This window comes from Marinospirillum alkaliphilum DSM 21637, assembly GCF_900119735.1.
Lineage (GTDB): Bacteria > Pseudomonadota > Gammaproteobacteria > Pseudomonadales > Halomonadaceae > Marinospirillum > Marinospirillum alkaliphilum.
The window spans coordinates 43,277-67,551 of the sequence record NZ_FPJW01000011.1 but is presented as its reverse complement, the minus strand read 5'-3'; the positions used below and the strand labels follow the sequence as shown (position 1 = coordinate 67,551).

The 24,275-nt window shown below is 53.7% G+C and carries 28 protein-coding genes and 1 tRNA gene; 19 read left to right on the top strand and 10 right to left on the bottom strand.

What is annotated here, in order from left to right; translation table 11 throughout:
• The first annotated feature begins 7 nt into the window (after positions 1-7).
• The 12 genes from BT114_RS13375 to corA all read left to right on the top strand — a co-directional run bounded on the left by BT114_RS13375 (position 8) and on the right by corA (position 9,608).
• Positions 8-736: a flagellar brake protein gene (locus BT114_RS13375; protein WP_072326998.1), complete on the top strand. Its 729-nt coding sequence runs from the start codon at positions 8-10 to the stop codon at positions 734-736.
• Positions 737-769: 33 nt separating this feature from the next.
• Positions 770-846: transfer RNA gene (locus BT114_RS13370), tRNA-Arg, on the top strand.
• Positions 847-985: 139 nt separating this feature from the next.
• Positions 986-1,288 carry a DUF6482 family protein gene (locus BT114_RS13365; RefSeq protein WP_072326997.1) on the top strand — a complete coding sequence of 101 codons (303 nt, stop codon included), beginning with the start codon at positions 986-988 and terminating at the stop codon, positions 1,286-1,288.
• 105 nt (positions 1,289-1,393) lie between these two features.
• Positions 1,394-2,404, top strand: coding sequence for a ferrochelatase (gene hemH / locus BT114_RS13360; protein ID WP_281249045.1), 1,011 nt, complete (start codon positions 1,394-1,396; stop codon positions 2,402-2,404).
• Between the two features lie 168 nt (positions 2,405-2,572).
• Positions 2,573-4,972 (top strand): putative monovalent cation/H+ antiporter subunit A, encoded by a 2,400-nt coding sequence (locus BT114_RS13355; RefSeq protein ID WP_072326996.1) that lies wholly within the window; start codon positions 2,573-2,575, stop codon positions 4,970-4,972.
• The gene (locus BT114_RS13350) at positions 4,969-5,400 is read left to right on the top strand and encodes a Na+/H+ antiporter subunit B (RefSeq protein ID WP_072326995.1); all 432 of its coding nucleotides are present in this window, start codon (positions 4,969-4,971) and stop codon (positions 5,398-5,400) included. The genes BT114_RS13355 and BT114_RS13350 overlap by 4 nt, the downstream gene beginning before the upstream one ends.
• Positions 5,401-5,409: 9 nt before the next feature.
• Positions 5,410-5,757, top strand: a complete 348-nt coding sequence (locus tag BT114_RS13345) for a Na+/H+ antiporter subunit C (RefSeq protein ID WP_072326994.1) — start codon at positions 5,410-5,412, stop codon at positions 5,755-5,757.
• Positions 5,754-7,274 (top strand): Na+/H+ antiporter subunit D, encoded by a 1,521-nt coding sequence (locus BT114_RS13340; protein ID WP_072326993.1) that lies wholly within the window; start codon positions 5,754-5,756, stop codon positions 7,272-7,274. Before BT114_RS13345 ends, BT114_RS13340 begins: the two co-directional genes overlap by 4 nt.
• On the top strand, positions 7,271-7,744 hold the full coding sequence (locus tag BT114_RS13335) for a Na+/H+ antiporter subunit E (protein ID WP_072326992.1): 474 nt from the start codon (positions 7,271-7,273) through the stop codon (positions 7,742-7,744). Before BT114_RS13340 ends, BT114_RS13335 begins: the two co-directional genes overlap by 4 nt.
• A complete protein-coding gene (locus tag BT114_RS13330) occupies positions 7,741-8,010 on the top strand; it encodes a cation:proton antiporter (RefSeq protein WP_072326991.1) in 270 nt (89 codons plus the stop codon). The genes BT114_RS13335 and BT114_RS13330 overlap by 4 nt, the downstream gene beginning before the upstream one ends.
• The gene (gene mnhG / locus BT114_RS13325; protein ID WP_072326990.1) at positions 8,003-8,446 is read left to right on the top strand and encodes a monovalent cation/H(+) antiporter subunit G; all 444 of its coding nucleotides are present in this window, start codon (positions 8,003-8,005) and stop codon (positions 8,444-8,446) included. The genes BT114_RS13330 and mnhG overlap by 8 nt, the downstream gene beginning before the upstream one ends.
• 16 nt (positions 8,447-8,462) lie before the next feature.
• Positions 8,463-9,608: a magnesium/cobalt transporter CorA gene (gene corA / locus BT114_RS13320; protein ID WP_084662263.1), complete on the top strand. Its 1,146-nt coding sequence runs from the start codon at positions 8,463-8,465 to the stop codon at positions 9,606-9,608.
• 60 nt (positions 9,609-9,668) lie between these two features.
• On the opposite strand, the gene BT114_RS13315 is transcribed toward corA, so the two are convergent.
• Genes BT114_RS13315 through BT114_RS13290 form a run of 6 tightly spaced genes read right to left on the bottom strand, consistent with a single transcriptional unit; the run spans position 9,669 to position 15,457 of the window.
• A complete protein-coding gene (locus BT114_RS13315; RefSeq protein ID WP_072326989.1) occupies positions 9,669-10,028 on the bottom strand; it encodes a Na+/H+ antiporter subunit G in 360 nt (119 codons plus the stop codon).
• Between the two features lie 9 nt (positions 10,029-10,037).
• The gene (locus tag BT114_RS13310; RefSeq protein WP_072326988.1) at positions 10,038-10,307 is read right to left on the bottom strand and encodes a K+/H+ antiporter subunit F; all 270 of its coding nucleotides are present in this window, start codon (positions 10,305-10,307) and stop codon (positions 10,038-10,040) included.
• Positions 10,301-10,804, bottom strand: coding sequence for a Na+/H+ antiporter subunit E (locus BT114_RS13305; protein WP_072326987.1), 504 nt, complete (start codon positions 10,802-10,804; stop codon positions 10,301-10,303). Before BT114_RS13305 ends, BT114_RS13310 begins: the two co-directional genes overlap by 7 nt.
• Complete coding sequence (locus BT114_RS13300; RefSeq protein WP_072326986.1) at positions 10,804-12,318, bottom strand: monovalent cation/H+ antiporter subunit D; 1,515 nt, start codon at positions 12,316-12,318, stop codon at positions 10,804-10,806. The genes BT114_RS13305 and BT114_RS13300 overlap by 1 nt, the downstream gene beginning before the upstream one ends.
• Positions 12,312-12,662, bottom strand: coding sequence for a Na+/H+ antiporter subunit C (locus BT114_RS13295; RefSeq protein WP_072326985.1), 351 nt, complete (start codon positions 12,660-12,662; stop codon positions 12,312-12,314). The genes BT114_RS13300 and BT114_RS13295 overlap by 7 nt, the downstream gene beginning before the upstream one ends.
• A complete protein-coding gene (locus BT114_RS13290) occupies positions 12,662-15,457 on the bottom strand; it encodes a monovalent cation/H+ antiporter subunit A (RefSeq protein WP_072326984.1) in 2,796 nt (931 codons plus the stop codon). Before BT114_RS13290 ends, BT114_RS13295 begins: the two co-directional genes overlap by 1 nt.
• Before the next feature lie 197 nt (positions 15,458-15,654).
• Here BT114_RS13290 and BT114_RS13285 point away from each other — a divergent pair, with 197 nt between their 5' ends.
• Positions 15,655-16,113, top strand: a complete 459-nt coding sequence (locus BT114_RS13285) for a DUF3429 domain-containing protein (RefSeq protein ID WP_084662261.1) — start codon at positions 15,655-15,657, stop codon at positions 16,111-16,113.
• Between the two features lie 31 nt (positions 16,114-16,144).
• On the opposite strand, the gene BT114_RS13280 is transcribed toward BT114_RS13285, so the two are convergent.
• Together BT114_RS13280 and BT114_RS13275 are read right to left on the bottom strand one after the other, a co-directional pair.
• On the bottom strand, positions 16,145-16,855 hold the full coding sequence (locus BT114_RS13280) for a 16S rRNA (uracil(1498)-N(3))-methyltransferase (protein ID WP_072326983.1): 711 nt from the start codon (positions 16,853-16,855) through the stop codon (positions 16,145-16,147).
• A gap of 9 nt (positions 16,856-16,864) precedes the next feature.
• Positions 16,865-17,308 (bottom strand): hypothetical protein, encoded by a 444-nt coding sequence (locus tag BT114_RS13275; RefSeq protein WP_143142843.1) that lies wholly within the window; start codon positions 17,306-17,308, stop codon positions 16,865-16,867.
• 487 nt (positions 17,309-17,795) lie between these two features.
• Here BT114_RS13275 and BT114_RS13270 point away from each other — a divergent pair, with 487 nt between their 5' ends.
• Positions 17,796-18,536 (top strand): hypothetical protein, encoded by a 741-nt coding sequence (locus BT114_RS13270; protein ID WP_072326981.1) that lies wholly within the window; start codon positions 17,796-17,798, stop codon positions 18,534-18,536.
• On the opposite strand, the gene BT114_RS13265 is transcribed toward BT114_RS13270, so the two are convergent.
• Positions 18,537-18,905 carry a hypothetical protein gene (locus BT114_RS13265; RefSeq protein ID WP_072326980.1) on the bottom strand — a complete coding sequence of 123 codons (369 nt, stop codon included), beginning with the start codon at positions 18,903-18,905 and terminating at the stop codon, positions 18,537-18,539. It abuts the gene before it with no gap.
• Positions 18,906-19,060: 155 nt separating this feature from the next.
• Between BT114_RS13265 and phaR the strand changes: the two genes are divergently transcribed.
• Entirely contained in the window at positions 19,061-19,561 is a 501-nt protein-coding gene (gene phaR, locus BT114_RS13260; RefSeq protein WP_072326979.1) for a polyhydroxyalkanoate synthesis repressor PhaR, read from the top strand.
• A gap of 142 nt (positions 19,562-19,703) precedes the next feature.
• Here phaR and BT114_RS13255 read toward each other — a convergent pair whose 3' ends face one another.
• A complete protein-coding gene (locus BT114_RS13255) occupies positions 19,704-20,084 on the bottom strand; it encodes a phasin family protein (protein WP_072326978.1) in 381 nt (126 codons plus the stop codon).
• Between the two features lie 332 nt (positions 20,085-20,416).
• Here BT114_RS13255 and BT114_RS13250 point away from each other — a divergent pair, with 332 nt between their 5' ends.
• From BT114_RS13250 to BT114_RS13235, 4 genes are read left to right on the top strand one after another with little or no spacing between them, the layout of a single operon-like run.
• On the top strand, positions 20,417-21,184 hold the full coding sequence (locus tag BT114_RS13250; RefSeq protein WP_072326977.1) for an ABC transporter ATP-binding protein: 768 nt from the start codon (positions 20,417-20,419) through the stop codon (positions 21,182-21,184).
• Between the two features lie 20 nt (positions 21,185-21,204).
• The gene (locus BT114_RS13245; protein WP_072326976.1) at positions 21,205-21,909 is read left to right on the top strand and encodes an ABC transporter ATP-binding protein; all 705 of its coding nucleotides are present in this window, start codon (positions 21,205-21,207) and stop codon (positions 21,907-21,909) included.
• Positions 21,910-21,940: 31 nt separating this feature from the next.
• The gene (locus tag BT114_RS13240) at positions 21,941-22,945 is read left to right on the top strand and encodes a branched-chain amino acid ABC transporter permease (RefSeq protein ID WP_072326975.1); all 1,005 of its coding nucleotides are present in this window, start codon (positions 21,941-21,943) and stop codon (positions 22,943-22,945) included.
• Positions 22,945-24,243, top strand: coding sequence for a branched-chain amino acid ABC transporter permease (locus BT114_RS13235; RefSeq protein WP_072326974.1), 1,299 nt, complete (start codon positions 22,945-22,947; stop codon positions 24,241-24,243). Before BT114_RS13240 ends, BT114_RS13235 begins: the two co-directional genes overlap by 1 nt.
• The last annotated feature ends 32 nt before the right edge of the window (positions 24,244-24,275 follow it).

The following is a 24,275-nucleotide window of genomic DNA, read 5'->3' as shown; positions in this document are numbered from 1 at the left end:
AGCAGTTATGGCAAAAAGCATGGACAGTGAGCACATCATCAGTCGCCCGGCAGAAATTGCCAGCATTCTGAGTTCTTTGCAGCGTCATAATGCCCCTGTTACGGTGCATTTTCGCGACAATGATCAGAGTTATGTCAGCATGATCCTGGCGGTTGATCGCGAGCAGCAGGTTTTTTATCTGGATGAGTTGAATCCCCCCAGTGGCCATAAGCGTGCGGTTGCCGGTGAGATTTTTTCAGTGCGGGGTGCCGAGCAGGGTATCTCCATCTTTTTCAGCCATTGCAAGATTGAGAAGCTGCTGGATGAGGAAGATGGCGCGGTTTACAAAGTGCCTTTTCCGAAAACCCTGATGCACAATCAGAAACGTGATGCCTTCAGGGCGCATGTCATGCGCAGCATGCATGTACCAGTCACCTTGCTGGCTTATGAGCGGGGCAAACCGATACCTGCCAGTCTGCTGGATATCTCCAGTACCGGTTGCAAGCTGGAGTTTGATCACCTGGTAACTCCCCCTTTCAAGTCACTGGAAATTTTTGAAGAGTTGAGCATTAATCTGCCCGAGTTTGAAAAGGTGGTCACCCTGGCTGTTGAAGCGAGGCATGCGGTTTACCAGGAAAGTAAGGAGCGTACCACCTGTGGTTTTCGTTTTATCAATGTGGATGGGCGTACCCAGGCTGAAATAGACCGTTTTGTCATTTTCCTGCAGCGAGAAGCCCGTCGTCTGGACCTGCGCTGAGTTCGGGGGTTATAATCCCGGCCCCTTTCGCAAGTCTCCGTAGCTCAGCTGGATAGAGCGTCCCCCTCCTAAGGGGAAGGTCACAGGTTCGAATCCTGTCGGGGACGCCAGATGTCACCTTTTTGTCACTCCCTTGCACCAGACTGGCAACTGCTGATTGCTGAAAGTCTGCACAGCTGGTTGAACTTTTCCTGTTTGCTGCCGACTAATCGAATCAGGAATCCAGATTAACTTGCAAGGAGTGAAATCATGCAAATCAAAGAACTGAAAAGACTGCTCAGTGAGCACCCGAACACCGAAATCCGCATCATTAGCCATGCCGGAAGCCGTTTTTATCTGATTCAGATCCGTCAGGAGCAGGAGCTGGATCTGTTAAAAGGATGGCGCGGCCAGCCCAGGGTTTTTCGTAGCCTTGATGAGGCCACTGGTGAGCTCAAGCGTCATGGTATCGACCGTGCCGTGTTGCTGCATCATGTTGCCAACGATGAAGTCATCGGTCGCGATGCCGCGCAACTGCAGTTGAATGGCTACAGTCTGCCGCTTTGTCTCTAAGTGCTTGATGTGGGTGGTAGCCATATCCCTATACAAGAGTTATACATAAGCCTCCGGGTCTGGTAAGATGGTGATAACCATTTTGCTGGCTCTTGAGGGTTCGTCGTGTCGCAAAAAAAAGTGTCGCAAAAAAAACCTCCCTTTGCCGTTATGCTGGTGAATCTGGGTACGCCCGATGCACCAACACCGGCAGCTGTCAGAAAGTATCTTGCAGAATTTCTCTGGGATCGTCGTGTAGTCGATGTGCCGCGTCCACTCTGGTGGATGATCCTTCATGGCATCATTCTGCGTACCCGCCCCGGGCGCGTGGCTCACAATTATCAGCAGGTCTGGACTGAGCAAGGCTCACCGCTGCTGGCGATTAGCAGGCAGCAACAGCAAGCCTTGCAGGCACGTTTACAGGATGAGCTGGGTGAAACCATTCCAGTGCTGCTGGCGATGACCTATGGATCACCCTCGATGGAGGATGCCGGGCGTGAACTGCGTCGCCTGGGGGTTGAGCGACTATTGGTATTGCCCCTTTATCCGCAGTTTTCTGCGACCACCACGGCTGCCGCTTTTGATCGTCTGGCAGCCAGCTTGAAACGCTGCCCTCACTGGCCGGAATTGCGCTTTATCCGTGATTACCATCAGCACCCTGCCTATATTCGTGCCTTGGCTCAATCTGTGCGTCAGGCATGGCATCAGCAGGGGCAGGAAGCGGCTAAGCTGGTGATGTCTTTTCACGGCATTCCAGAGCGTTATGCGCGCCAGGGAGACCCCTACCCTCGACACTGTGAAGCGACTGCCAAGGCGTTGGCTGATGAGCTGGGTTTGCGGTCGGATCAGTGGCTGCTGACCTACCAATCACGCTTTGGTAAAGAACCCTGGCTGCAGCCTTATACCGATGCAACCCTGGAACAGCTTGGTTCAGAAAAGTTGCGAGGTTTGTCGGTGATCTGTCCGGGATTCAGTGCCGATTGTCTGGAAACGCTGGAGGAAATTGAAGGCGAAAATCGTGAGATTTTTGAGCAGGCCGGCGGTTCGGATTTCAGCTATGTGCCGGCTTTAAATGATCGGCCTGAGCACATTCAAATGATGGTTGAACTGGTGTTGCAACACAGTCAGGGTTGGTGATTTTGACCCAGGGGTGTGGCGTTTTGTCGCACCCTGAATCTTTTTCCTTCTTATTTAATCCTAGTGCTGGGTGCTCACCGGTGCCTCTTCCGGTTTTTCTTGTCGGTCAAAACTGACTGTATTAGTCTGATTTGACCCTTGTTGATTCTCATAAGGAAATCTGAACCCATGCAGCTTGCTGTGTTATCGGGCTTCCTGTTGGCAGCCCTGGTCCCCTTGTTGAGTAGTATCGCTGATCGACGGCTTGGCTGGCTCGTTGCCCTGTTGCCTGCCGCCTTGGCGGTATGGTTTGCCGGTTTTCTGCCGGAGGTGATGGCGGGCCAGACACTGGTACATGAGTGGGCCTGGATCCCAGGTCTGGATATTTCCCTGACCTTTGTGTTGGATGGCCTGTCACTGCTGTTTGCCTTGCTGATCACGGTGATTGGCACTTTTGTGTTTCTTTATGCCAGTGCTTACTTGGCGGGGCACCCTGATCTGACTCGCTTTTATGTGGTGTTGCTGGCTTTCATGGCTTCCATGCTGGGGTTGGTGCTGTCTGACAGCCTGATCACCCTGTTTGTATTCTGGGAGCTGACCAGTATCACGTCTTACCTGTTGATCGGTTTTAACCATCAGGATGCTGATGCACGTAAAGCAGCCTTGCAGGGCCTGTTTGTTACTGTGGGTGGTGGTCTGGCTCTGCTGGCTGGCATGGTGATGCTGGCGCAGATGAGTGGCAGCTATTCCCTGCAGGAAATCCTGGTACAGGATGGCCTGTCCGAGCACCCGTTGTATCTGGCGGCGCTTTTGTGTCTGCTGGGCGGTGCATTCACCAAGTCAGCTCAGTTCCCCTTCCATTTCTGGCTGCCGAATGCCATGGCAGCGCCGACCCCGGTCAGTTCTTACCTGCATTCAGCCACCATGGTAAAAGCCGGTGTCTACCTGCTGGCACGTTTGCATCCGGCCATGGGTGGTACGGAAATCTGGCAGCTGCTGTTACCACTGTTTGGCGCCACCACCATGTTTGTGGGTGCCTTCCTGGCCATTCGCAGCACCGGAGTGAAAAAACTGCTGGCCTATTCAACCGTGATGGCCCTGGGCACCCTGACGCTGTTGCTGGGGATCGGCACTGAAACAGCGATGATTGCCTTTGCAGCTTTCCTGTTGGGGCATTCACTGTATAAGGGTGCCTTGTTTATGGTGGCCGGTGCGCTGGATCATTCCACCGGCACCAAGGATGTCACGCGCATGGGTGGATTGCGCAAGGCCATGCCGGTGACAGCTGCCGCTGCGCTGGTAGCAGGCCTGTCGCTGGCTGGTTTGCCGCCGCTGTTTGGTTTTGTGGCCAAGGAGTTACTGTTTGAGGCCGTGCTGGGCGGTTCTACCCTGCTGGCCTACACAGTAACCCTGGCGCTGGCTTCGGCGATGCTGGTGATTGCGGTGGCTGCCATCATTGCACTGAAACCCTTTTATGGTGCCTTGAAGGAAACGCCTCACAAGCCTCATGAAGCTGCCTGGCCGATGCTGGCGGGGCCGGTGGTGTTGGCAGCTCTGTCACTGGTGTTTGGTGTCTGGCCTGGTCTGGCTGGTGATCTGCTGGTGCAGGCGGCAGCCTCCAGTGTGGCTGGTCAACCTATACAGGTACACCTCTACCTCTGGCACGGTATCAATGCGCCGTTGTTAATGTCTCTGGCCAGTCTATTGGTAGGTGCGCTGATTTTCTGGCGCTGGGATGGCTTCCGTCAGCGTTTGAGTGTACTTGATCCGATGATTGCCCGTGGCCCGGAAGCGGGTTATTTCAAGATCATGGATGGTTTGGTATGGATTGCCGCCTGGCAGACGCGGGTACTGCAGAATGGTTCCATGCGCAATTACCTGAGTGTAATCCTGATGACCTTTGTGCTACTGGTCGGTTATACGCTGTTGTGGCGTTATCAGGTGCATTGGAATTGGGATCTGGATGTGCGCCTGCATGAGTTGGTGGTGGTTGGGTTGTTGGTTGCTGCTGCCGGTGTTGCCTGTGCTACCGCATCACGCCTGGGTGCAGTGGCATCCATGGGGGCGGTGGGCTTTAGTGTGGCGTTGATTTTTGTGTTGTTCAGTGCGCCCGACCTGGGAATCACTCAGGTGCTGGTAGAAACGCTGACGGTGATTCTATTGGTGTTGGTGCTGTTCCGCTTGCCGGCTTTTGTCAGCCTGTCGACCCCACGTCAGCGTTTCCGTGATGCGGTGGTGGCCTTGTTGACCGGCGGTCTGATGACGCTGCTGATCATGAAAACCATTGATGTGCAGGTATTCCCCAGTATCTCCGAATACATGGTGGAACAGAGCCAGCCGCTGGCTTATGGCCGCAACATCGTTAACGTGATTCTGGTCGACTTCCGTGCGCTGGATACGCTGGGCGAGATTTTTGTGCTGGCCCTGGCCGCGATGGGTGTTTATGCCATGCTGAAGTTGCACCCAGGCACTGAACCGGGTTCCAACCTGCGCGCTGGCAGCTTGATTCTGCCGCGTCGTGAAGACGATGTGGCTGATGACCAATCCAAAAAAGATCCGTCTGCTGTTGATGAGGGTCGCACATCATGATGAAACCTGGAACGCTGATCCTTTATGCCGCAGCGCGTTTCCTGATGCCGCTGCAACTGATGTTCTCGGTCTTCCTGCTGTTACGGGGGCATGATGAACCCGGTGGTGGTTTTATTGCCGGGCTGGTGGCGGCAGGTGCCTTTTCTCTTTATCTGTTTGCCTTTGGCTCTGAGCTGACGCGTGACCTGATGCGGATTGATCCACGCACCCTGATTGGCTGGGGGCTGCTGTTTGGAGTGATTTCAGCTTTCCCTGCCTTGCTGCAGGGACAGCCCTTCCTGACCGCTCAATGGTGGCCGATACCTCTGCCTGGTGGGGTGGAGTTCAAACTGTCCACACCGCTGATTTTTGATATCGGTGTTTATCTGGCGGTGATCGGTACGGTGATGACCTTTGTGGTGGCACTGGCCGAATCTGAACAAGTCTGAGGTGAAATCATGGAACCCATAATGGCCCTGGCAGTGGGCCTCTTGTATGCCGCTGCCATCTATATGATGCTCAGGCGCAGTATCGTCAAACTGGTGATCGGCCTGATGCTCCTGTCTAACGCTGCCAACCTGCTGATTTTTGCCTCGGCAGGCATGACGCGTGGTGCGCCGCCACTGATTCCTGAGGGTGCCATGGCGCCGGAAGGTCTGGTGGCTGATCCCTTGCCGCAGGCGTTGATCCTGACGGCAATTGTAATTGCCTTTGGTGTACTGGCGTTTGCCGTGGTGCTGATTCACCGTGCTTATGAAGTGGTGAAAGCAGATGATCTGGATCAGATGAAGGAAACCGACACATGACCCTGGTGGCATTGCCGATTTTCATTCCCCTTTTGTGTGGTGCTTTATCGCTATTGGCCTGGCGCAGCAGCCTGGTACAGCGGCTGATTGGTCTTGTTGGTACGCTGGCACTGCTGGTGGTCAGTGTGATGCTGCTGCTGGCGGTGCGTGAAGAAGGCCATATTGTGATGCATATGGGCAGTTGGCAGGCGCCCTTTGGTATCACACTGGTGGCTGATCTGCTGAGTGCCATCATGGTGCTGTTGACTGGCATGATGGCGGTGGCAGTGGCGATTTACTCACTGGCAACCACCTCTGAAAGTTACGAGCGCTTTGGTTATTTCCCGCTGTTGCACCTGTTGCTGGCCGGGGTGGCTGGTTCGTTCCTGACCGGTGATATCTTCAATCTTTATGTCTGGTTTGAAGTGATGTTGGTGGCTTCCTTTGCCCTGCTGATTCTGGGCGGAGAACGCTCGCAGATGGAAGGTGCCATCAAGTATGTGACCCTGAACCTCTTGTCATCAGCTATTTTCCTCAGTGCCATCGGCCTGCTTTATGGCCTGGTGGGCACGCTGAACATGGCTGATATTGCTGTGAAGCTGGCACAGGCTGAACACACCGGCATGGTGGATGTGATTGCGGTGATGTTCATGGTGGCTTTTGGCATCAAGGCCGGTGCCTTCCCACTGTTTTTCTGGCTGCCTGCGTCTTATCACACCCCACCGGTGGCGGTGTCGGCACTGTTTGCCGGCCTGCTGACCAAGGTGGGGGTTTATGCCCTGTTCCGGGTATTCACACTGATCTTTAACCATACCCCTGAGTTCACCCACCAGTTGTTGCTCTGGGGGGCAGCCTTCACCATGTTGACCGGTGTACTGGGTGCCGCAGCTCAGTTTGAATTCCGTCGCATCCTGTCATTTCACATCATCAGCCAGATCGGCTACATGTTGATGGGGTTGGCGCTGTTCACGCCACTGGCACTGATCGGTGGGGTGTTTTATATCACCCACCACATCATCGTGAAAACCAACCTGTTCCTGGTCAGTGGTGTAGCGCATCGCCTGCTGGGTTCTTATGATCTGAAAAAACTCGGTGGCCTGTACAAGGAGCGTCCCTTCCTGGCGATCCTTTTCCTGATTCCGGCCCTGTCACTGGCTGGTTTACCGCCCCTGTCCGGCTTTTTTGCCAAGTTCATCATCATTCGTGCCGGTATTGAAGCTGAGGCCTGGGTGGTGACCGGCGTGGCATTACTGGTCGGCCTGCTGACCCTTTATTCAATGATCAAAATCTGGGCAGAGGCCTTCTGGAAGGCTGTACCTGAGGGGGTTTCGACAGAACGTCTGACCGGCCGTGAAAAAGATCCTCAGTTGGTCTGGATGTACCTGCCGATAGTGCTGCTGGCCGCTTGCACCCTGTTGATTGGTCTTTATGGACAACCGGTTTATGAGCTGGCCGAGGCTTCGGCTGCACAATTGATGAACCCGTCCGGCTATATTGAAGCAGTGCTGGGTACAAGTGTGAGCGGAGGTGCAGAATGATTGCCTTCATGTGGAATCTATTGCTGGCGTTGATCTGGGTAGTGCTGACCGGTACTTTTAATGGTTACAACTTCCTGGTGGGCTTCCTGCTGGGTTATGCCTCCCTGTCGATCCTGCAGCGTCACATCGGTATCCTGAATGGTTATTCCCGGCGTCTGCCCAATCTGGTCCGTTTTGTATTTTTCTTTTTCAAGGAGCTGGTCCGTGCCAACTTCAAGGTGGCTTTTGATGTGGTGACCCCCATCTGGTACATGAAGCCGGGTGTGATTGCCCTGCCACTGGAAGCCCGCACTGACATGGAAATCACTCTGGTGGCCAACCTGATTTCACTCACACCCGGCACTCTGAGTCTGGATGTGTCTGATGACAGACGTGTATTGTTCATTCATGCCATGTTCATGGAAAATGAAGAAGAGTTACGGGCTGAATTGAAGGAAATGGAGCGCCGTGCACTGGAGATACTACGATGAGTCTGGCAGCTTATATCACTTTGATCATGATGAGCCTGGCACTGGTGGTGGTATTTATTCGCCTGGTCAAGGGACCGACCCTTCCGGACCGGGTGGTGGCGCTGGAGCTGATGGCTTCAATCATGGTGGGTATGATTGGTGTGCATGCCATTTATACCAACTCCAGCAGTTTTATTGATGTGGCGATTGTGATGGCGTTGACCGCCTTTCTGGCTGCCATTGGTTTTGCCCGTTTCCTTGAGCGCGGAGGTCCTCGTCATGACTGAATGGCTGATCATGCTGCTGATGTTATCCAGTGGTTTTTTTATGCTGCTGGCGGCACTTGGCATTCTGCGTTTACCCGACCTGCCAACCCGCATGCACGCCAGCACCAAGGCGGGTGCCCTGGGTGCCATTCTGGTGATGGCGGCGGCGGCTTTGTTTTTCACTGAAGCGGTGGTGGTGACCAAGGCGATTGCGGTGATTTTATTCATTCTGATCACTGCACCCATTGCTGCACATGCTATCGGGCGCGCCGGTTATTTTGTGGGTGTGCCGTTATGGGAAGGCAGCGTCAAAGATGAACTGAAATCCAGTTATGACCCGGAAACTCACCGGTTGGTGAGCGGGCTGGAAACTGCAGAGGAGCTGGATCAGTACCGACGTAATCTGGATATCAAACCCCGCATCAAACCCAAGCGCAGGAAAAACAGCAGTTTCTGAAATGGGGTAGTTCGTGATGACGCTCAGGCGACAGGCTCGTCATTCCTTGCAAGGGCTTACCGGGTTGCTGGGCCACTCAAACCGCCGGGTACGCCGTAAAAAGCCCGGTCAGGCACCAGGCACCTTGTTGCATACCGGTCAACAGCAACTGGATCAGATGCTGATGACTGTTCACGATTATGATACTGAGCGTTGTCAGTCATTAGCGATTGACCAGATTGACGCTTCAGCTCCTTATCTGGGCAGTAGCACCAAAACCTGGATTCAGGTGCGTGGTCTGCACGATGTTGAGCGGTTGCAGCAGGTGATGGACTACTTTGAACTCCACCCGCTGATTCAGGAGGATATTCTCAGCATCAGTCAACGCCCGAAGGTTGAACCCTATGGTGAAGTGATCTTTGTGGTGCTGCGCATGATTCGTGCGGAGCCTGCTGCTGACGGTCGACCGAAGCTGAAAAGTGAGCAGGTCAGCTTGGTGCTGGGCAGCAATTATGTACTGACTTTTCAGGAAAGTGATGACACCTTGTTTGACCCGGTGATTCGAAGGCTGGGCATGAAGAACACCCGCATGCGCCGTCATTCGGTGGACTATCTGGCTTATGCCTTGCTGGATAATCTGGTGGATCATTATTTCAGTGCTCTGGATCTGGTCAGTGAAACCCTGGAGCAGCTGGAGGAGCAGGTGCTGGAGCAACCCAGGCCTGAGGATCTCCAATCCATCCACGCGTTGCGCCGTGATCTGGTGTACTTCCGCAAATCAGTCTGGTCATTACGGGATGGTATCAACAGCCTGATCCGTGACGACTCCCCCTTGATCACCAGTGATGTCAAACTTTATCTGCGGGATGTGTATGATCATTTGGTGCAGGTGATTGACAGTATTGAAAACCAGCGTGAAATTCTGTTCAGTCTTTACGATATCTACATGTCTTCCCTGAGCAGCCGCATGAACGAAGTCATGAAGTTGCTGACCATCATTGCCACCATCTTCATTCCACTGACTTTTGTGGCAGGCATTTATGGTATGAACTTTAATCCTGAGATCAGTATCTGGAACATGCCTGAACTCAACTGGATGCTGGGTTATCCCTTTGCACTCGGATTGATGGCCAGCATTGCGGGTGGCATGCTGTTGTATTTCCGCAGGAGGGGCTGGTTGTGAATGGATGCAGCAACGGGCACTCTGGGTGCCCGTTGTAGCTTTAGGGGTTAGCGCAGGTGATCAGAGCAGTGGATTGTTACGCTTTTCTGCCGCATCACGTACAGCCAGTCCCTGAGTGTCTTTGGCGATACGGGTTTTCACATGGACAGCAGATTTGGCCATCATGTGAGCACTGACCGGTGCAGTGATGAACAGGAAAATGGTGACCAGGATTTCATGGATGCTGAAAGCACCATCCTGGATGGTAAAAAACATCATGGATGCAATCAGCAGTGCACCAACACCCAGAGTGGTGGCCTTGGTTGGAGCATGCAAGCGCATGTAGAAGTCTGGCAGGCGCGCCAAACCGATGGAACCAACCAGCATAAACACGCCACCCAGCAGCACAAAAAAGCCCAGCAGGATTTCAACCCAGTTCATGTTTGACTCCTATTCAATGATGTCGCCGCGCAACAGGTATTTGCACAGCGCGGCAGTGCTGACAAATCCCAGCATGGCAATCAGCAGGGCCGCTTCAAAATAAAGTGGTGAACCCATGTACATGCCAAAAATGATGATCAGCGCAATGCTGTTGATGTACATGGTGTCCAGGGCAAGGATACGATCGGCGATGTCCGGGCCCTGGATCAACCGCCACAGGTTCAGGACCAATGCCACACAGACCATGCCGCTGACCAGCAGAAGTGCGATTTTCAGCATCCGAATATCTCCTTCAGCGGGGCTTCATAACGTTGTTTGATGGTATCAATCAGAGCCTGCTCATCGGTCAGGTTCAGTGCATGAACATAAAGCCAGCGTCGATCTTCTGAGATGTCGCAGCTGACGGTGCCTGGCGTCAGGGATACGGTGCTGGCCAACAGGGTGATGGGCAGCTCCTTTTCAATGTCCAGTGGTACCGCCACAAAGCCGGGCCGCATGCGTTTTAATGGCCCGACTACCAGCAGTGCCACTTCCACGTTGGCAGTGATGATGTCACCCAGTACCAGCAGGAAATGACGGATGGCCAGCAGCGGTTTGCGTGCTGACGGCTGTGGCAATTGCAGGCGTGCTACCAGCAGCGGGATGCTGATGGCCAGAAAGGCGCCCAGTACCAGATGTCCCGGCGCTGCCGAGTTGTTCAGCAGTAACCACACCACAAACAGCAACAGGCTATGGGTGGGCATGGGCAGAAAACGAAAACGGGGATTGGCTTCCATCATTCGGCTCCTGAAACCAGTATCAGATCAACAAACTGTTGCACGTCAAACAGTTGTTCCGCAGCCAGTGCCATGAATTCAGTGACAGGGCCACCAAAAGCCACCAGCAACGGCGAGCAAAGCAGCAGCAACCAGACACCCGACATCTGTAATACCGGAGCAGTGACAGCAGCTGGATCATCACCACTGACACGCCAGAACAGGGTAGTTCCAGCACGAGACAAGGCCACAATGGATGCCAGTCCGCTGATCAGGATAGCAGGCCAGATCCAGCTGGCGGTTGCCGGGGTGTCAGCAGCTTGCAGCAGCATCAGCTTGCCCACAAAACCTGAGAAGGGCGGCATGCCCACGGCGATCAAGGCGGCCAGGAAAAAGGCACTACCCAGCAATACCGGCTGTTTTAACTGCCTGCCTCGAACCAGGCGATCACCGGGTTTGCCACGCTGTTTGCCGATGGCATCCGCCAGCAGGAACAGGGCACCGGAAATCAGTGTGGAATGAACCAGGTAATAAAGCGCTGCAGTCATGGCTTCGGTACTTTCCAGTGCTGCAGCAACCAGTAAGGTACCAACAGAAATGATCACCAGGTTGGCAGCCAGCACCCTCAGGCTGTGGCTGGCCAACACGCCAATCGTGCCAATCGCCAGTGTCAGCAAGGCAAAGGGCCACAACCAGGGTTGCGCCAGACTGGCAACATCACCGGCTTCAGGTCCGAATGCCAGCGTATGAACCCGGTAAATGCTGTAGATACCGACCTTGGTCATGATGGCAAACAGTGCCGCCACCGGTGCGCTGGCTGCTGAATAGGTACGCGGTAACCAGAAGTGCAAGGGTAGCAGGGCGGCTTTCAGTGAAAACACCAGCAGCAACAACAGGCCTCCAGCCTTGGTTAATGCCAGTTGGTCCTCTTCCAGGCCGTGCACTCGCACCGCCATGTCGGCCATGTTGAGTGTGCCCAGCGTGCCGTAGATGATGCCCAGTGCAAACAGGAAGAGTGCTGAACCGACCAGGTTCAGAATCACATAATGCATGCCAGCCTGGGTGCGGTGTTTGCCGCCACCATGAATCAGCAGCGAGTAGGAGGCAATCAGCAGCACTTCAAAGAATACAAACAGGTTGAACAGGTCACCGGTCAGGAATGCACCATTAATACCGGTGATCTGGAACATGAACAGCGGATAAAAATGCATGCCGACACGGTCTTCACCACCGGTGGCATAAAGCATGGCACCGAGTGCCAGCACAGCGGTTAGCAGCACCAGCAAGGCGGAGACCCGGTCAGCCACAAACAGGATGCCAAACGGGGGCTTCCAGTCACCAAGGAAATAAAGTTGAGTGCCTTCCAGGTGGCTGACTTGCAGCAACCAGATTGCCAATGCCACCAGTAGTACACCGGATATCAATGCGGTGATGCGTTGCCGTTGCAGGTTGGTACCCAGCGGGGGTAGCAGTAATAATGCACCCATCAGCATCGGGAAGATGATGGGCAGAATGGGTAGATGTTGCGTCAGCATTTTTTCTGGTCCTTCGGCGGCGGAGGCAGGCGACCGTCGACATGATCATTGCCCAGATCAGCGCGGGAACGCATGGCCAGAATCAGTACAAAAGCAGTCATGGCAAAACCGATAACAATGGCAGTCAGCACCAGTGCCTGGGGTAGCGGATCGGCATAACTTTCTGAAGCACCCAGCACGGCAGCACCATCCATTTTCAGGCGGCCGCTGGAAAACAGGAACAGGTTGACGGCGTAGGATAGCAGGGTGATACCTACTACTACCGGGAAGCTGCGACCGCGCAGGGTCAGGAATACCCCGCAAGCGGTCAGCAAGCCAACACTGAAAGCATAAAGGCCTTCCATCAGTTATTCTCCTTTGCTGCCGGGCTATGACTGGTGGTCAGCTTGCCAAGGTTGGCAAGGATCAACAGGGTCGCACCCACCACGGTCAGATAAACGCCCAGATCAAACACCATGGCACTGGCCAGCTCAAACTTGCCAACCCAGGGCAGACTGAAATAATCAAACCAGGACGTCAGGAATGGACGCCCGAAGAACCAGCTACCGATACCGGTCAGTCCGGCAATCAACAGGCCACTGGCAACCATCCATTGATAGTTGATGCGCAGTCGTTCCTTGATCCAGTCCACACCGTGAGCAATGTACTGCTGGATAATGGCTACTGAAGTGATCAGACCGGCAATAAAACCACCGCCCGGCTGGTTGTGACCGCGCAGGAAGATGTAGACCGACACCAGCAGTGCCAGCGGTAACAGGCTCTGCGACACAATCGCCAGCATCATCGGGTGGCGATCCGGTGACCAGGGCAGGCCATTGCCATCGGTGCTCGGCATGTAAAGGCGCATGTGCACGATCAGCTTGAAGATACCCAGGGCGGCAATTCCCAGTACCGCTACCTCACCAAAGGTATCCATGCCGCGGAAATCCACCAGAATCACGTTCACCACATTGGTGCCACCGCCACCGGTTTTGCTGTTTTCCAGAAAGAAACCGGAAATGCTGTCCAGCGGGCGAGTGATCATGGCGTAGTTGATGGTACCGATCACACCACCAATCAGACCCGCCAGACTCAGGTCGCGTACCAGGCGCCGAGGATTGGACTCCTTGGGTGTGGATTGTGGCAGGAAAAACAGTGCCAGCAACAGCAGGATCATGGTGACCACTTCCACTGACAACTGGGTCAGTGCCAGATCTGGTGCGGAGAAGCGGGCAAAAGCCAGCGACACAATCAAGCCCACCACTGACAGGGTCAGCAGGGATACCAGGCGTCGCCGGTTCAGAATCACCGTGGCAATGGCACCAGCAGCCAGCAGCAGTGCACCAATCAGTGAAACCGTATCCACTGGCATGCTGGATTGATGGCCAAGTGTGGCATTCAGGTCAATCATCGGGCCGGCCATCAGCACCAGCGCTGCCAGCAACAGCAGGAACACATAACGTTGCAGCGAGCCGTTTTCCAGCTTGTCGATGATTGCTGAGCAGAGGCGCACCAGGCGCTGTACCAGCCATTCAAAGATCAGTTTGGCATCCGGCTCCGGGAATTGGGACTGGAAGCGGAATAGGTGACGGCGATTGTGGTAAATAATCAAACCACCCAGCATGGCCAGGAAGCTCATCAGCAGTGGCAGGTTAAAACCGTGCCAGATCGACAGGCTGTAATAAGGCAGCTCACCACCCAGCACCGATGTAGACGCCAATGCCAGCAGGGGACCAACAATCACGCCGGGGAAAATACCCAGCAGTAGGCACAGGGCTACCAGAATTTCCACCGGCACCTTCATGTAACGTGGCGGTTCATGAGGTGTTTTGGGTAGATCCACCGGTTCACCATTAAAAAACACGTCATGGATAAAACGTGCTGAATAGGCGACCGAAAAAACAGCCCCCAGGGTTGCCAGTACTGGCACCATCCAGGACAGGGAGCCCAGAGTGACCTGATCCAGGGTTTCAGCAAAGAACATTTCCTTGGAGAGGAAACCGTTCAACAGGGGTACACCAGCCATCGAAGCCGCAGCCACCATCGCCAGGGTGGCGGTGTGAGGCATGTATTTCCACAGGCCATTCAGGCGGCGCATGTCGCGGGTGCCCGATTCATGGTCGATGATGCCGGCCGCCATAAACAGTGAGGCCTTGAAGATGGCGTGGTTGATGATGTGGAACACTGCTGCCACGGTAGACAGCTGAGTGTTCATACCCAGCAGCAGGGTGATCAGACCCAGGTGGCTGATGGTGGAGTAAGCCAGTAGTCCTTTCAGGTCATGTTTGAACAGGGCGACATAAGCACCCAGCAGCAGGGTGATCAGGCCTGTCATGCTGACAATCAGGAACCACAGCTCGGTGCCTGCCAGTACCGGATAAAAACGCGCCATCAGGAAAATCCCCGCCTTCACCATGGTGGCGGAGTGCAGGTAGGCGCTGACCGGTGTTGGTGCAGCCATGGCATGGGGCAGCCAGAAATGGAATGGGAACTGGGCTGATTTGGTGAAAGCACCCAACAGCACCAGCACCAGCACTACTGGGTAGGCTGCATGCTGGCGCAGCAGATCACCGCTGGCCAGTACCACACTCAGATCAAAGCTACCGACAATCTTGCCCACCAACAGCAGGCCAGCCAGTAATGCCAGTCCACCAGCACCGGTGATGGTCAGCGCCATGCGGGCACCCTTGCGGGCTTCAGATTTGTGGCTCCAGAAGCTGATCAACAGGAAGGAGCTGATGCTGGTCAGCTCCCAGAACAACCATAGCTGGATCAGGTTGCCGGACAGCACAATGCCCAGCATGGCCGTCATGAACAGGATCAGATAGGCATAAAACAGCCCCATGTTGTCCTTGGCGGACAGGTAATAACGGGCATATAAAATGACCAGCAGACCGATGCCTAAAATCAGCAGGGCAAACAGCAGAGCAAGACCATCCAGCCTGAAAGTCAGGCTGAGTCCGGCCAGCGGAATCCAGTCGAAGCTCTGGTAGATGACTTCGCCGTTGAATACACTCGGTGCCAGTTGCAATAGCAACAACAACGCCAGCAAGGGCGGAATGGCTGTAAAAAGCGCAAGGAAGCTGCGTCCAAAACGGGATGACAGCAGGGGCACCACTGTGCCGAGCAGGGGCAACAGCGGGATCCAGAACAGGCCCATGGTAGGTTTGGCTCCAGTTGGTCAGTCAGGATGGTGGGAAGCAAAAGAACTCAAAAAACGAACGTAAGGATATACCCTTTGCACGAAAAAAAATCTACTCTTGCGTAAGGTTTTGACTGATACATTTTGCCGCGTAGCTATATTGCTGGAGTGATTTGGTTAATTCAGGGATCCGTCCAATCAGAAGAGGAACAGATATGCCACTGAACACTGCTGCCTTTCAAGGGGAGTCTCGCGTCAAGTTGCGCTCCACTGCTTATTTATTGGGTTATCTGGGTGTGCTGCCCTTTTATGCTTTGGCGTTGTTGACGGGTTCACTGCCAGAGCCTTTTGCAGATCAAGCCTTGGCAGCATTGATAGGTTATGCGGCAGTGATCCTGTCCTTTATGACGGGCATCCACTGGGGTTCCGGGTTAAGCATGGGGCAGGCTGGACGAATGGTCTGGAGTGTGATTCCGGCACTGGCTGCCTGGCTGGCACTTTTGATGCCGGCTGTGTTTGCCCTGCCTTTGTTGGTGCTGAGTTTTATTCTGGTCTGGCTGGCCGATCGAGGTTGTGGCTGGCCCAACTGGTACAGTCGCCTGCGTTTTCAGCTGACCTTTCTGGTTTTATTGTGCCTGCTGGGCTTGTGGGGTTATCTGGCCATGCAGCTGTAAGATCCTGCCTGAAGCTTTAAAAGATGGGCTGTCAGAACAGGCGAGCAAGCAGGGCGGTAACAGCCGTCTCCACGCGAAGGATGCGTTCACCCAGTTGAACGGGCTGAAAACCTTGCTGCTGTAACAGATCAACTTCAAAGTCGACAAAGCCACCCTCGGGGCCAATCGCCAGGGTGACCTGTTCACTCAGTCCACGCGGGCAGAAGGGGTAGTCGCCGGGGTGGGCCAGCAGTTTCAGGCTGTTGTGACTCAGTTCGGGTAGCTGATCTTCAACAAAGGGTTTAAAGCGAGGCTGAAAAATCACTTCGGGAAGCAGGGTGTCTTTTGCTTGTTCCAGGCCCAGTAACAGGTGTTGGTGAATCTTTTCTGGTTTTAACTCAGGTGATTGCCAGTAACTTTTTTCTACTCTGGCTGTTTGCATCAATACCAGTTTTTTTACACCCAGGGTGGTGAGGTGCTCCAGGCTTCTCGCCAGCATGCGCGGACGAGGGAGTGCCAGCAGCAGGGTCATCGGCAGCGGAGCGGGTGGCGGGGTATCCAGGGCTTGCAGTTCAATGCGTGTGAAGTCGGCGCTGTGTTCAAGCACCAGCGCTTCACCACAATAACCATTCAGTACACCTGCTTGCAGGCGGCTGCCTGCACGAAGCTGATGGACATCTCTTAAGTGTTGATGTCTACGATCAGTCAGTGTCACCTGACCTTGATCATTAAGCTCACTTGCAGCAAGGAGTAGCAGATTCATTCTTGGGTGTCAGCCGAACAGGCTGGCACGACTGGTATTGGTTTGCAGTGCACGTTGCAAGCATTTTTCCAGCTGACTCTGGCCTTGCTCATCAAGATCAAGAATACGAAAGGCAACATGAAAGGTTTTCTGAGAGAAACGTCTGCATGTGAGAACCTGCAGGTGAGCTTCCAGTGGTGTACGCTCGTTTAATACCAGCAGTGCTTGATGAATGATTTTTTCATCAGGGCGATGGTGTGCCGTTCTGGGAACCAGTAGTGGAATATCTGATGAATCACAGGCAACCCGGACTTCCTCATGCGACAGCTCCAGAGCATAAGTGCTGAAGTTGCCGTCTGGCAGGGCAAAATGCACTGGAAACTCAAGGCTCATTAATGGATAGCGATTACGTCGCATACCTGGTGAGGCAGTAACAGGTGTTCTTGTTGTCGTTAGAGTCATCGGCTGTGACATGGTGTTCCCTATATGATTTCCAGCTTTAACCTGTTGGTCCGAGAATGAAGAGCAAAAGGCACATCATGAAGTATGCCCCATTCTAGTGCCAGCTGTCGGTTAACTTCTACATGTAAAACCATCGAGGCTGTAACAGCGCTGAGTTAAATTGCAAGTGAATTTAACACTAGCCTGCCTGGCTGTCAGCCCACAGCAGGCTAGTGAGTGGCCTGTATGTGACAGAAAAAGTGGATGGCATGCATCCCGGTGATATTAATTCGCTTGCACTTCAATTGCTTGTGTTTGGCTGGATGAAGGGGTTCGGGGATTATTGTGTCGCTTTTGCATGGATGCAGCGATAGAGGCAGCGGTTTCTGGATGTAACAGAGGTTTACCTGGTATTTGCCACTAAATTGATCTGGTTGGTTGGGCAAGTGTATGCTGATCCTGAGTGAATCAGAATCCCTTTAGGCACTGACTTGTTGTTGCCAGCAGAGGAAAGCGGTTAATGAAACGTTTGTTGTTGTGTTTGTCACTGTTGCTGATAACGGGGTTGATGCAGTTTACCTTGGCTGCCGGATTGCAGTGGCGTGTGGTGGAACTACGTTATGTCTCGGCTGAAGAAATGAAGGCCTTGCTGCAACCGCATTTGCCAGAGAGTGTGGCACTTAGCCAGCAGGGGCAGCGCCTGCTGATCAGTGGTCCTCATGATCTGGTGGATAGCATGCAAGCCTTGGCTGGTGTGATGGATCAGCAGCGTCGCACCTGGCGTGTGCACTTTGTGCAGGGGCCGCTGGATCTTGAAGCGGATCAGTTGGCAGGAGTGCGCCGTTTTTCAACAGCACGCCAGCAAGCGGTGCAGTTGATGGTGCGTGAAGATGCTTCTGCTCGCCTGGATCGTGGTTTCTGGGTGCCAGCACCAGCAGGGCGCAGCCGGCAGCATGAGGGTTATCAGTGGTTGCAAGGTGGTATCTGGGTGGATGCTGCATCACGTGGTGATCGGGTGCTGCTGCGTTTTTCCACCCAGCAGATACAGCCAGATCAGCGTGCCTCAGCAGCACGCCAGCCCGGTTTTGCCACCTCTGGAGTTGGCAGTGAGCTGGAGCTGGAGCCAGGCTACTGGGTCACGCTGGGAAGTGAGTCGCGACTTGCTGAACACTCGGGTGTACGACGCAGCACAACGGGGCGGAACAACGATTATTACAGCATCTGTGTTGAGCCGCCGGATCGGAGTCTTTGCCCTCGCTGATCAGTCGTTGTTCAGAATAAAACCATTCAGGGCCTGGCGTATTGCCAGATACTCATCAAGGCTTTCTGGCAGATAATGCAGGGTATAAAAACGGCGCTCATGAATCCGGCGTTCGCTGTCCTTGCTGTCGGGATAAGAAGCAAAGGTGGGAGCCAGCATCAGGTGAACCACCTTGGTTTCTGCAGGAAGTGTCAGCGGTTTGCCATCAACGCTCTGTTTTTCCAGTGGCGACTTCAGGGTGTAATGCGATAGCTCTGTGATTTGATGCAGATTCAGGTAAAGATGGCTGCTGAGGTTAACCAGACGTCCTTTGGGGGTGTCATTGGTTTTAAAATAAATGGCATTGCTCTTGCGGATTTTGATAAACATTTTGCGCTCCGAGTGTTTTACTTTAGTCTAGCGAAACACAAGAAGATGACAAGAAGTAAACAGCATGAAAAGGTTGTCAGGCTGGAAGGCCTGCTAGAATAAGTCAAAAAATCTCCGGTTTACCGGTATTCGTGAGTCTTCAGGAGGAGTCTGCTTTGAGAGTGATCCGTAAATATGCCAATCGGCGCCTCTATGACACATCGGAGAGTCGTTATGTCACGCTGGAGGATATCCGTCAGCTGATCGTTGATCGTGAAGAGTTTCGTGTTGAAGACTCCAAGACCGGAGAAGACCTGACCCGTAATATTTTGCTGCAAATCATCACTGAGCAGGAAAATCGTGGTGGAGAAGAAAAAGGCGGGCCCATGTTCAGTAACAAGGTCCTGCAGCAATTGATCCGTTTTTACGGAGACAGCATGCAGAACTCCATGAGTGGTTACCTGGAACAGAGTATCAGCACTTTTATGGAGCAACAAAAGCTGCTGCGTGAGCAGATGCAGCAGGTGATGAAAGGCAGTCCAATGCAAGCCGCCAACCCAATGGAAGTGATGCGCAAGGTGGCGGAGCAGAATCTGCTGTTGTGGAAAACCCTGTCGGGTGGCAGTTTTGCCAAGTCGGCACCGGGTGAGGCAGACGAAACAAAAGATCCACAGTAATAAAAAAACCCGGCCATCCGGCCGGGTCGGAAAAACAGCTCGTTTCAGGCAGAGGGAGTTTGCTGAGGTACGGGCTGTTGAAACCTGGGTACTCTGAAACCTGGCCACTCTAGAGTCTGGGTAGACTACTCCCCTGGCTATTTCAGGCTGCCTTGGTTTTGGCTACCGGTGCAGTGGCTTGAGCCTTGATGGACTCAATTTCGCCATTGGCACTTTCACGTGCTTCCGCCAGGATATCCATGCTGGTTTTGAACAGGCGACTGACACGGTCCTGCATGTCCTGGGCAAAGTTGAACTGGGCTTCTTGCAGTGCTGCCGGGTCGTTTTTGCCCATGGCTTCGAACTGCTTGCTGACAGCTTCAACACACTCGGTGTAAAAGCGGGTTTGTTCGCTACCCATTTTCTCCAGGGTTTTGGCCTGGATCAGCATGAGGTTGGCAACAGGCTTGAACTGCTTGCCGTTGAAGCTTTCCTGATAGGGCTTCATCATGGACTGCATGTCAGAAAACATTTTGTCAAACATAGTGTTGCCTCTCTGAATCATAAAAATGGAAAGACTGGCTTGGGGTGGTTGCAGTTTTGCTGCACTGCAACAAGCAATTTCACTATAGTGCACTGCACAATAAGGGTCAAATCACAAAATCAAAAAAAGCGGTAAATAGTTTCTTTGCCAATTCTGCCAGTTTAAATCACTGCATATAAGTCGAATTGTCACGTTATTGCTTTGATTTTCTGCTTATTGCCTGTAGCTTCCTGTCCAAGTGGTTGTGAATGGGCTATTGATATCGATAGAATGCGACCTTTGTTTAATGCATCCTGCGGGCCACAAGCTTGCAGTCTGTTGCAGGGGGACGGATGAATCCAATCATAGAAGTTAAGAATGTGAGTAAGGCCTTTGGTGGTTTGCAGGTGATCAACAACTGCTCCATCGAGGTTGCCAAAGGCTCCATCACGGGCATGATCGGCCCCAATGGCGCAGGCAAAAGTACCCTGTTCAACATCATCGCTGGCACCCTGCCAGAGGACTCAGGACAGATCCTGATGGATGGTGAAGACATCACCCATGACACACCTGATCAGCTGTTCCATAAAGGACTGCTGCGTACCTTCCAGATTGCCCATGAGTTTTCTCATATGACCGCGCTGGAAAATCTGATGATGGTGCCACCGGATCAGGAAGGTGAAAACCTGTTCAGCACCTGGCTGAAACCCTCGTTGGTGCGTGAGCAGGATGCAGAGGTGCGTCGCAAGGCGCTGGAAGTGCTGGATTTCATCAACCTTTCCCACGTAAAGAATGAGCTGGCAGGTAACCTGTCTGGTGGCCAGAAAAAGCTGCTGGAGCTGGGTCGTACCATGATGACTGATGCTCGGGTGGTGCTGCTGGATGAGGTGGCCGCTGGTGTGAACCGTACCCTGCTGGGTGATCTGGTCAGCAATATTGAGCGCCTCAATCGTGAGCTGGGTTATACCTTCCTGGTGATTGAGCACGATATGGACATGATTGCCCGTTTATGTGATCCCGTGATTGTGCTGGCTCAAGGGCAGGTGATGATGCAGGGTACCATCGAGCAGGTCCGCAATAACCCGGAAGTGGTTGAAGCCTATTTTGGCAACGCCCTGTAGGAAGCTGGAGAAACAACATTATGTCATTACTGAACGCAACCCAGGTCCAGGGCGGCTACGGCGGGATGAATATCCTCAAGGGCGTGGACATGGCCATCGACAAGGAAGACATCGGTGTCATTGTGGGGCCTAACGGGGCCGGTAAATCCACCATGCTGAAAGCCATTTTTGGCTTGGTGCAGGTCACTGATGGCGACATCCTGCTCAGAGGTGAATCGATTCGTAATCGGCAGCCTAATGAGTTGGTGCATCTGGGCATGGGTTTTATTCCCCAGGAAAAGAATATTTTTCCCAGCATGACGGTGGAAGAAAATCTCGAAATGGGTGCCTACATCAAACCCCGCACCACCGCCCGCATGCTGGAAAAAATCTACTCCTTCTTTCCCGATCTCAAACAAAAGCGCAAACAGCCTTCAGGCGAGTTGTCCGGCGGTCAACGCCAGATGGTGGCGATGGGGCGTGCATTGATGACCGAGCCTACGCTGTTGCTGCTGGATGAACCCACGGCTGGCTTGTCTCCTCTTTATATGCAGGAAATTTTTGATCGCATTGTGGAGATCAACAAGGCGGGTGTCGGCATCCTGATGGTGGAGCAGAATGCCAAGCAGGCACTGGCTATTGCCACCAAAGGGTTTGTGCTGGCATCAGGCCAGAACCTCTTCACCGATACCGGTGAAAAACTGCTGAACGATCCGGATGTAGCCAAAAGCTTTCTGGGCGGTTGATCAACAGACCCTGAACTGGGGAGAGACGACTTTGAACGAACTGGTTTTTTTCATCAATAATGTGGTGATTTCCGGCACCGTGGCGGGTTCCATTTACGCCATTGGTGCCATTGGTATCACCCTGGTGTTCAGCATCATGCGTTTTGCACACTTTGCCCACGCTGATCTGATGACCTTTGGTGCCCTGATGGTGCTGATGTTCACCAGCCTGTTTCCAGGCAGTGGTGCCTTGTTGGGGATTCCGACCCCGCTGCTGATGTTGCCACTGGGCATGGCGATGACGGCCTTTCTGGCAATCGGCATCGATCGTACCTTTTACAAGCCGATGCGCGAACACGGCGTGAAGCCCATTGTTATTGTCATCGCTTCGCTTGGTGTGACCTTGATGCTGCAGGGCTTGATTCGCCTGTTTGCCGGCACCGGCTCACGCAGCATGTATGTGGGGGAAAGCAAGGGTATTTATCGGCTGGAGCTGCCGTTTGAGCTGGCCAGCCGCCCGATCGTGATTACCGAGCCTCAGATTACCCTGATCCTGTTTACCCTGGTGGCGGTGATCGGTCTGCATCTGTTCATGCATCGTACCCGGACCGGTAAAGCCATGCGCGCCATGTCGGATAACCCGGATCTGGCCAGGGTTTCCGGCATCAACACTGACAAGGTGGTGATGGTGACCTGGATTCTGGCTGGCTGCCTGGCTGCTGCTGCCGGCACCTTCCTGTCCATGGATGTGAGTCTGACGCCTGATCTGAGTTTCCACCTGCTGCTGCCCATTTTTGCTGCTGCCATTGTGGGTGGCGTGGGTCATCCTTACGGTGCCATTGCCGGTGGTTTTCTGGTCGGTTTTGCTGAAACCCTGTCGGTATTCAACTGGGCGGTGCTGCTGCGCCCGATTCGCCACTGGTTCCCTGAGTGGGTGGAAATTCCACGCACCCTGGCACTGGTCGGCACCGAATACAAGATTGTGGTGCCCTTCTTCATTCTGGTGGTGGTGCTGGTATGGCGCCCGACCGGTATCTTTAAAGGGAAGGTGATCTGATGCTGGCGAACATTCTCAACAAATTTCCGGAAAACTTTCCATTGCGTGAGCTGGTGGTGGCTGGTCTGGTGTTTCTGGCCGTGCTGCTGGTGCTGATCAGTCAGGGCAGTGCTTATGGGGTGCGCATGCTGGTGGAAGCCAGCTGTTATGCCATTATTGCTCTGGGATTAACCATTCAGTGGGGTTATGGCGGTCAGTTTAATGCCGGTGTCATGGGTTTTGTGGCACTGGGTGGTTTTTGTGCCATGTTGTTCAGTGTGCCCGTTAATGATGCTTTCTGGTCCACTGACCTGCCGGGTGAACTGGGCAGGGCTTTTGTCTGGTTGATTGCCGGTGTACTCCTGGTGGTGGCTGTTTCCCAGCTGCACCGATTCGGCTTGTCGAAGCGGCTTCGTACTGTTCTGACCATTATTGTGGCTTTGATCACCTGGATGGTGGTCAAGTCCGTGTTTGCTCCGGTGACTTCGGCCATTGAAAATCAGGCCGGATTCATCGGTGGCCTGGGGCTGCCAGCCTGGATCGGTTGGTTGGTTGGTGGTTTACTGGCCGGACTGGTGGGCTATTTCATCGGGCATATCTGCCTGGGGTTGCGCAGTGATTATCTGGCGATTGCGACCCTGGGCATTGCTGAAATCATCAAGGCCTTCCTGAAAAATGAAGACTGGTTAACCCGCGGAACGGCCACGGTATCCCCCTTGCCCTGGCCCACTCCGGGACCGGCTGAATTGGGTTTTGTGTTGTCCCGCTCGATTTATCTGGCGGTGACGGCAGTGATGATTGTGGCTATCTTCTTCCTATTGCAGCGGGCTTATCATGCTCCCTGGGGGCGAATGATCCGTGCCATACGTGATAATGAAATAGCAGCCCAGGCGATGGGTAAGGACGTTAACAAACGTCGCCTTGAGGTCTTTGTTTTTGGTTGTGTTCTGATTGGCATTGGTGGAGGTGCACTGACTACCTTTAATGGCATTTTTGATGCTCAGGGGTATTTGCCATTGAACCATACCTTCCTGGTGCTGGTGATGGTGATTCTGGGTGGGCCAGGCAACAATCTGGGTACCATTCTGGGTGCCTTGCTGGTTTACATCATCTGGGTGATGTCCGAGCCGCTGGCGCTTTATGTGATGCACCTTTATGCAGATGTGGCGGGCAGCCTGTTTGGTTGGGAAGCACCGGCCAACCTGTCCAGCCGGGCCTTGCAGGCACGGGTGTTTGTCATCGGTTTGTTGATTACCCTGGTGTTGCGTTATGCACCCAAGGGACTGATGCCTGAGAAGTTGACCCACGAAAAGGGTTGAGCATCAGGTTTCATAGCCACAAACAAAAATCC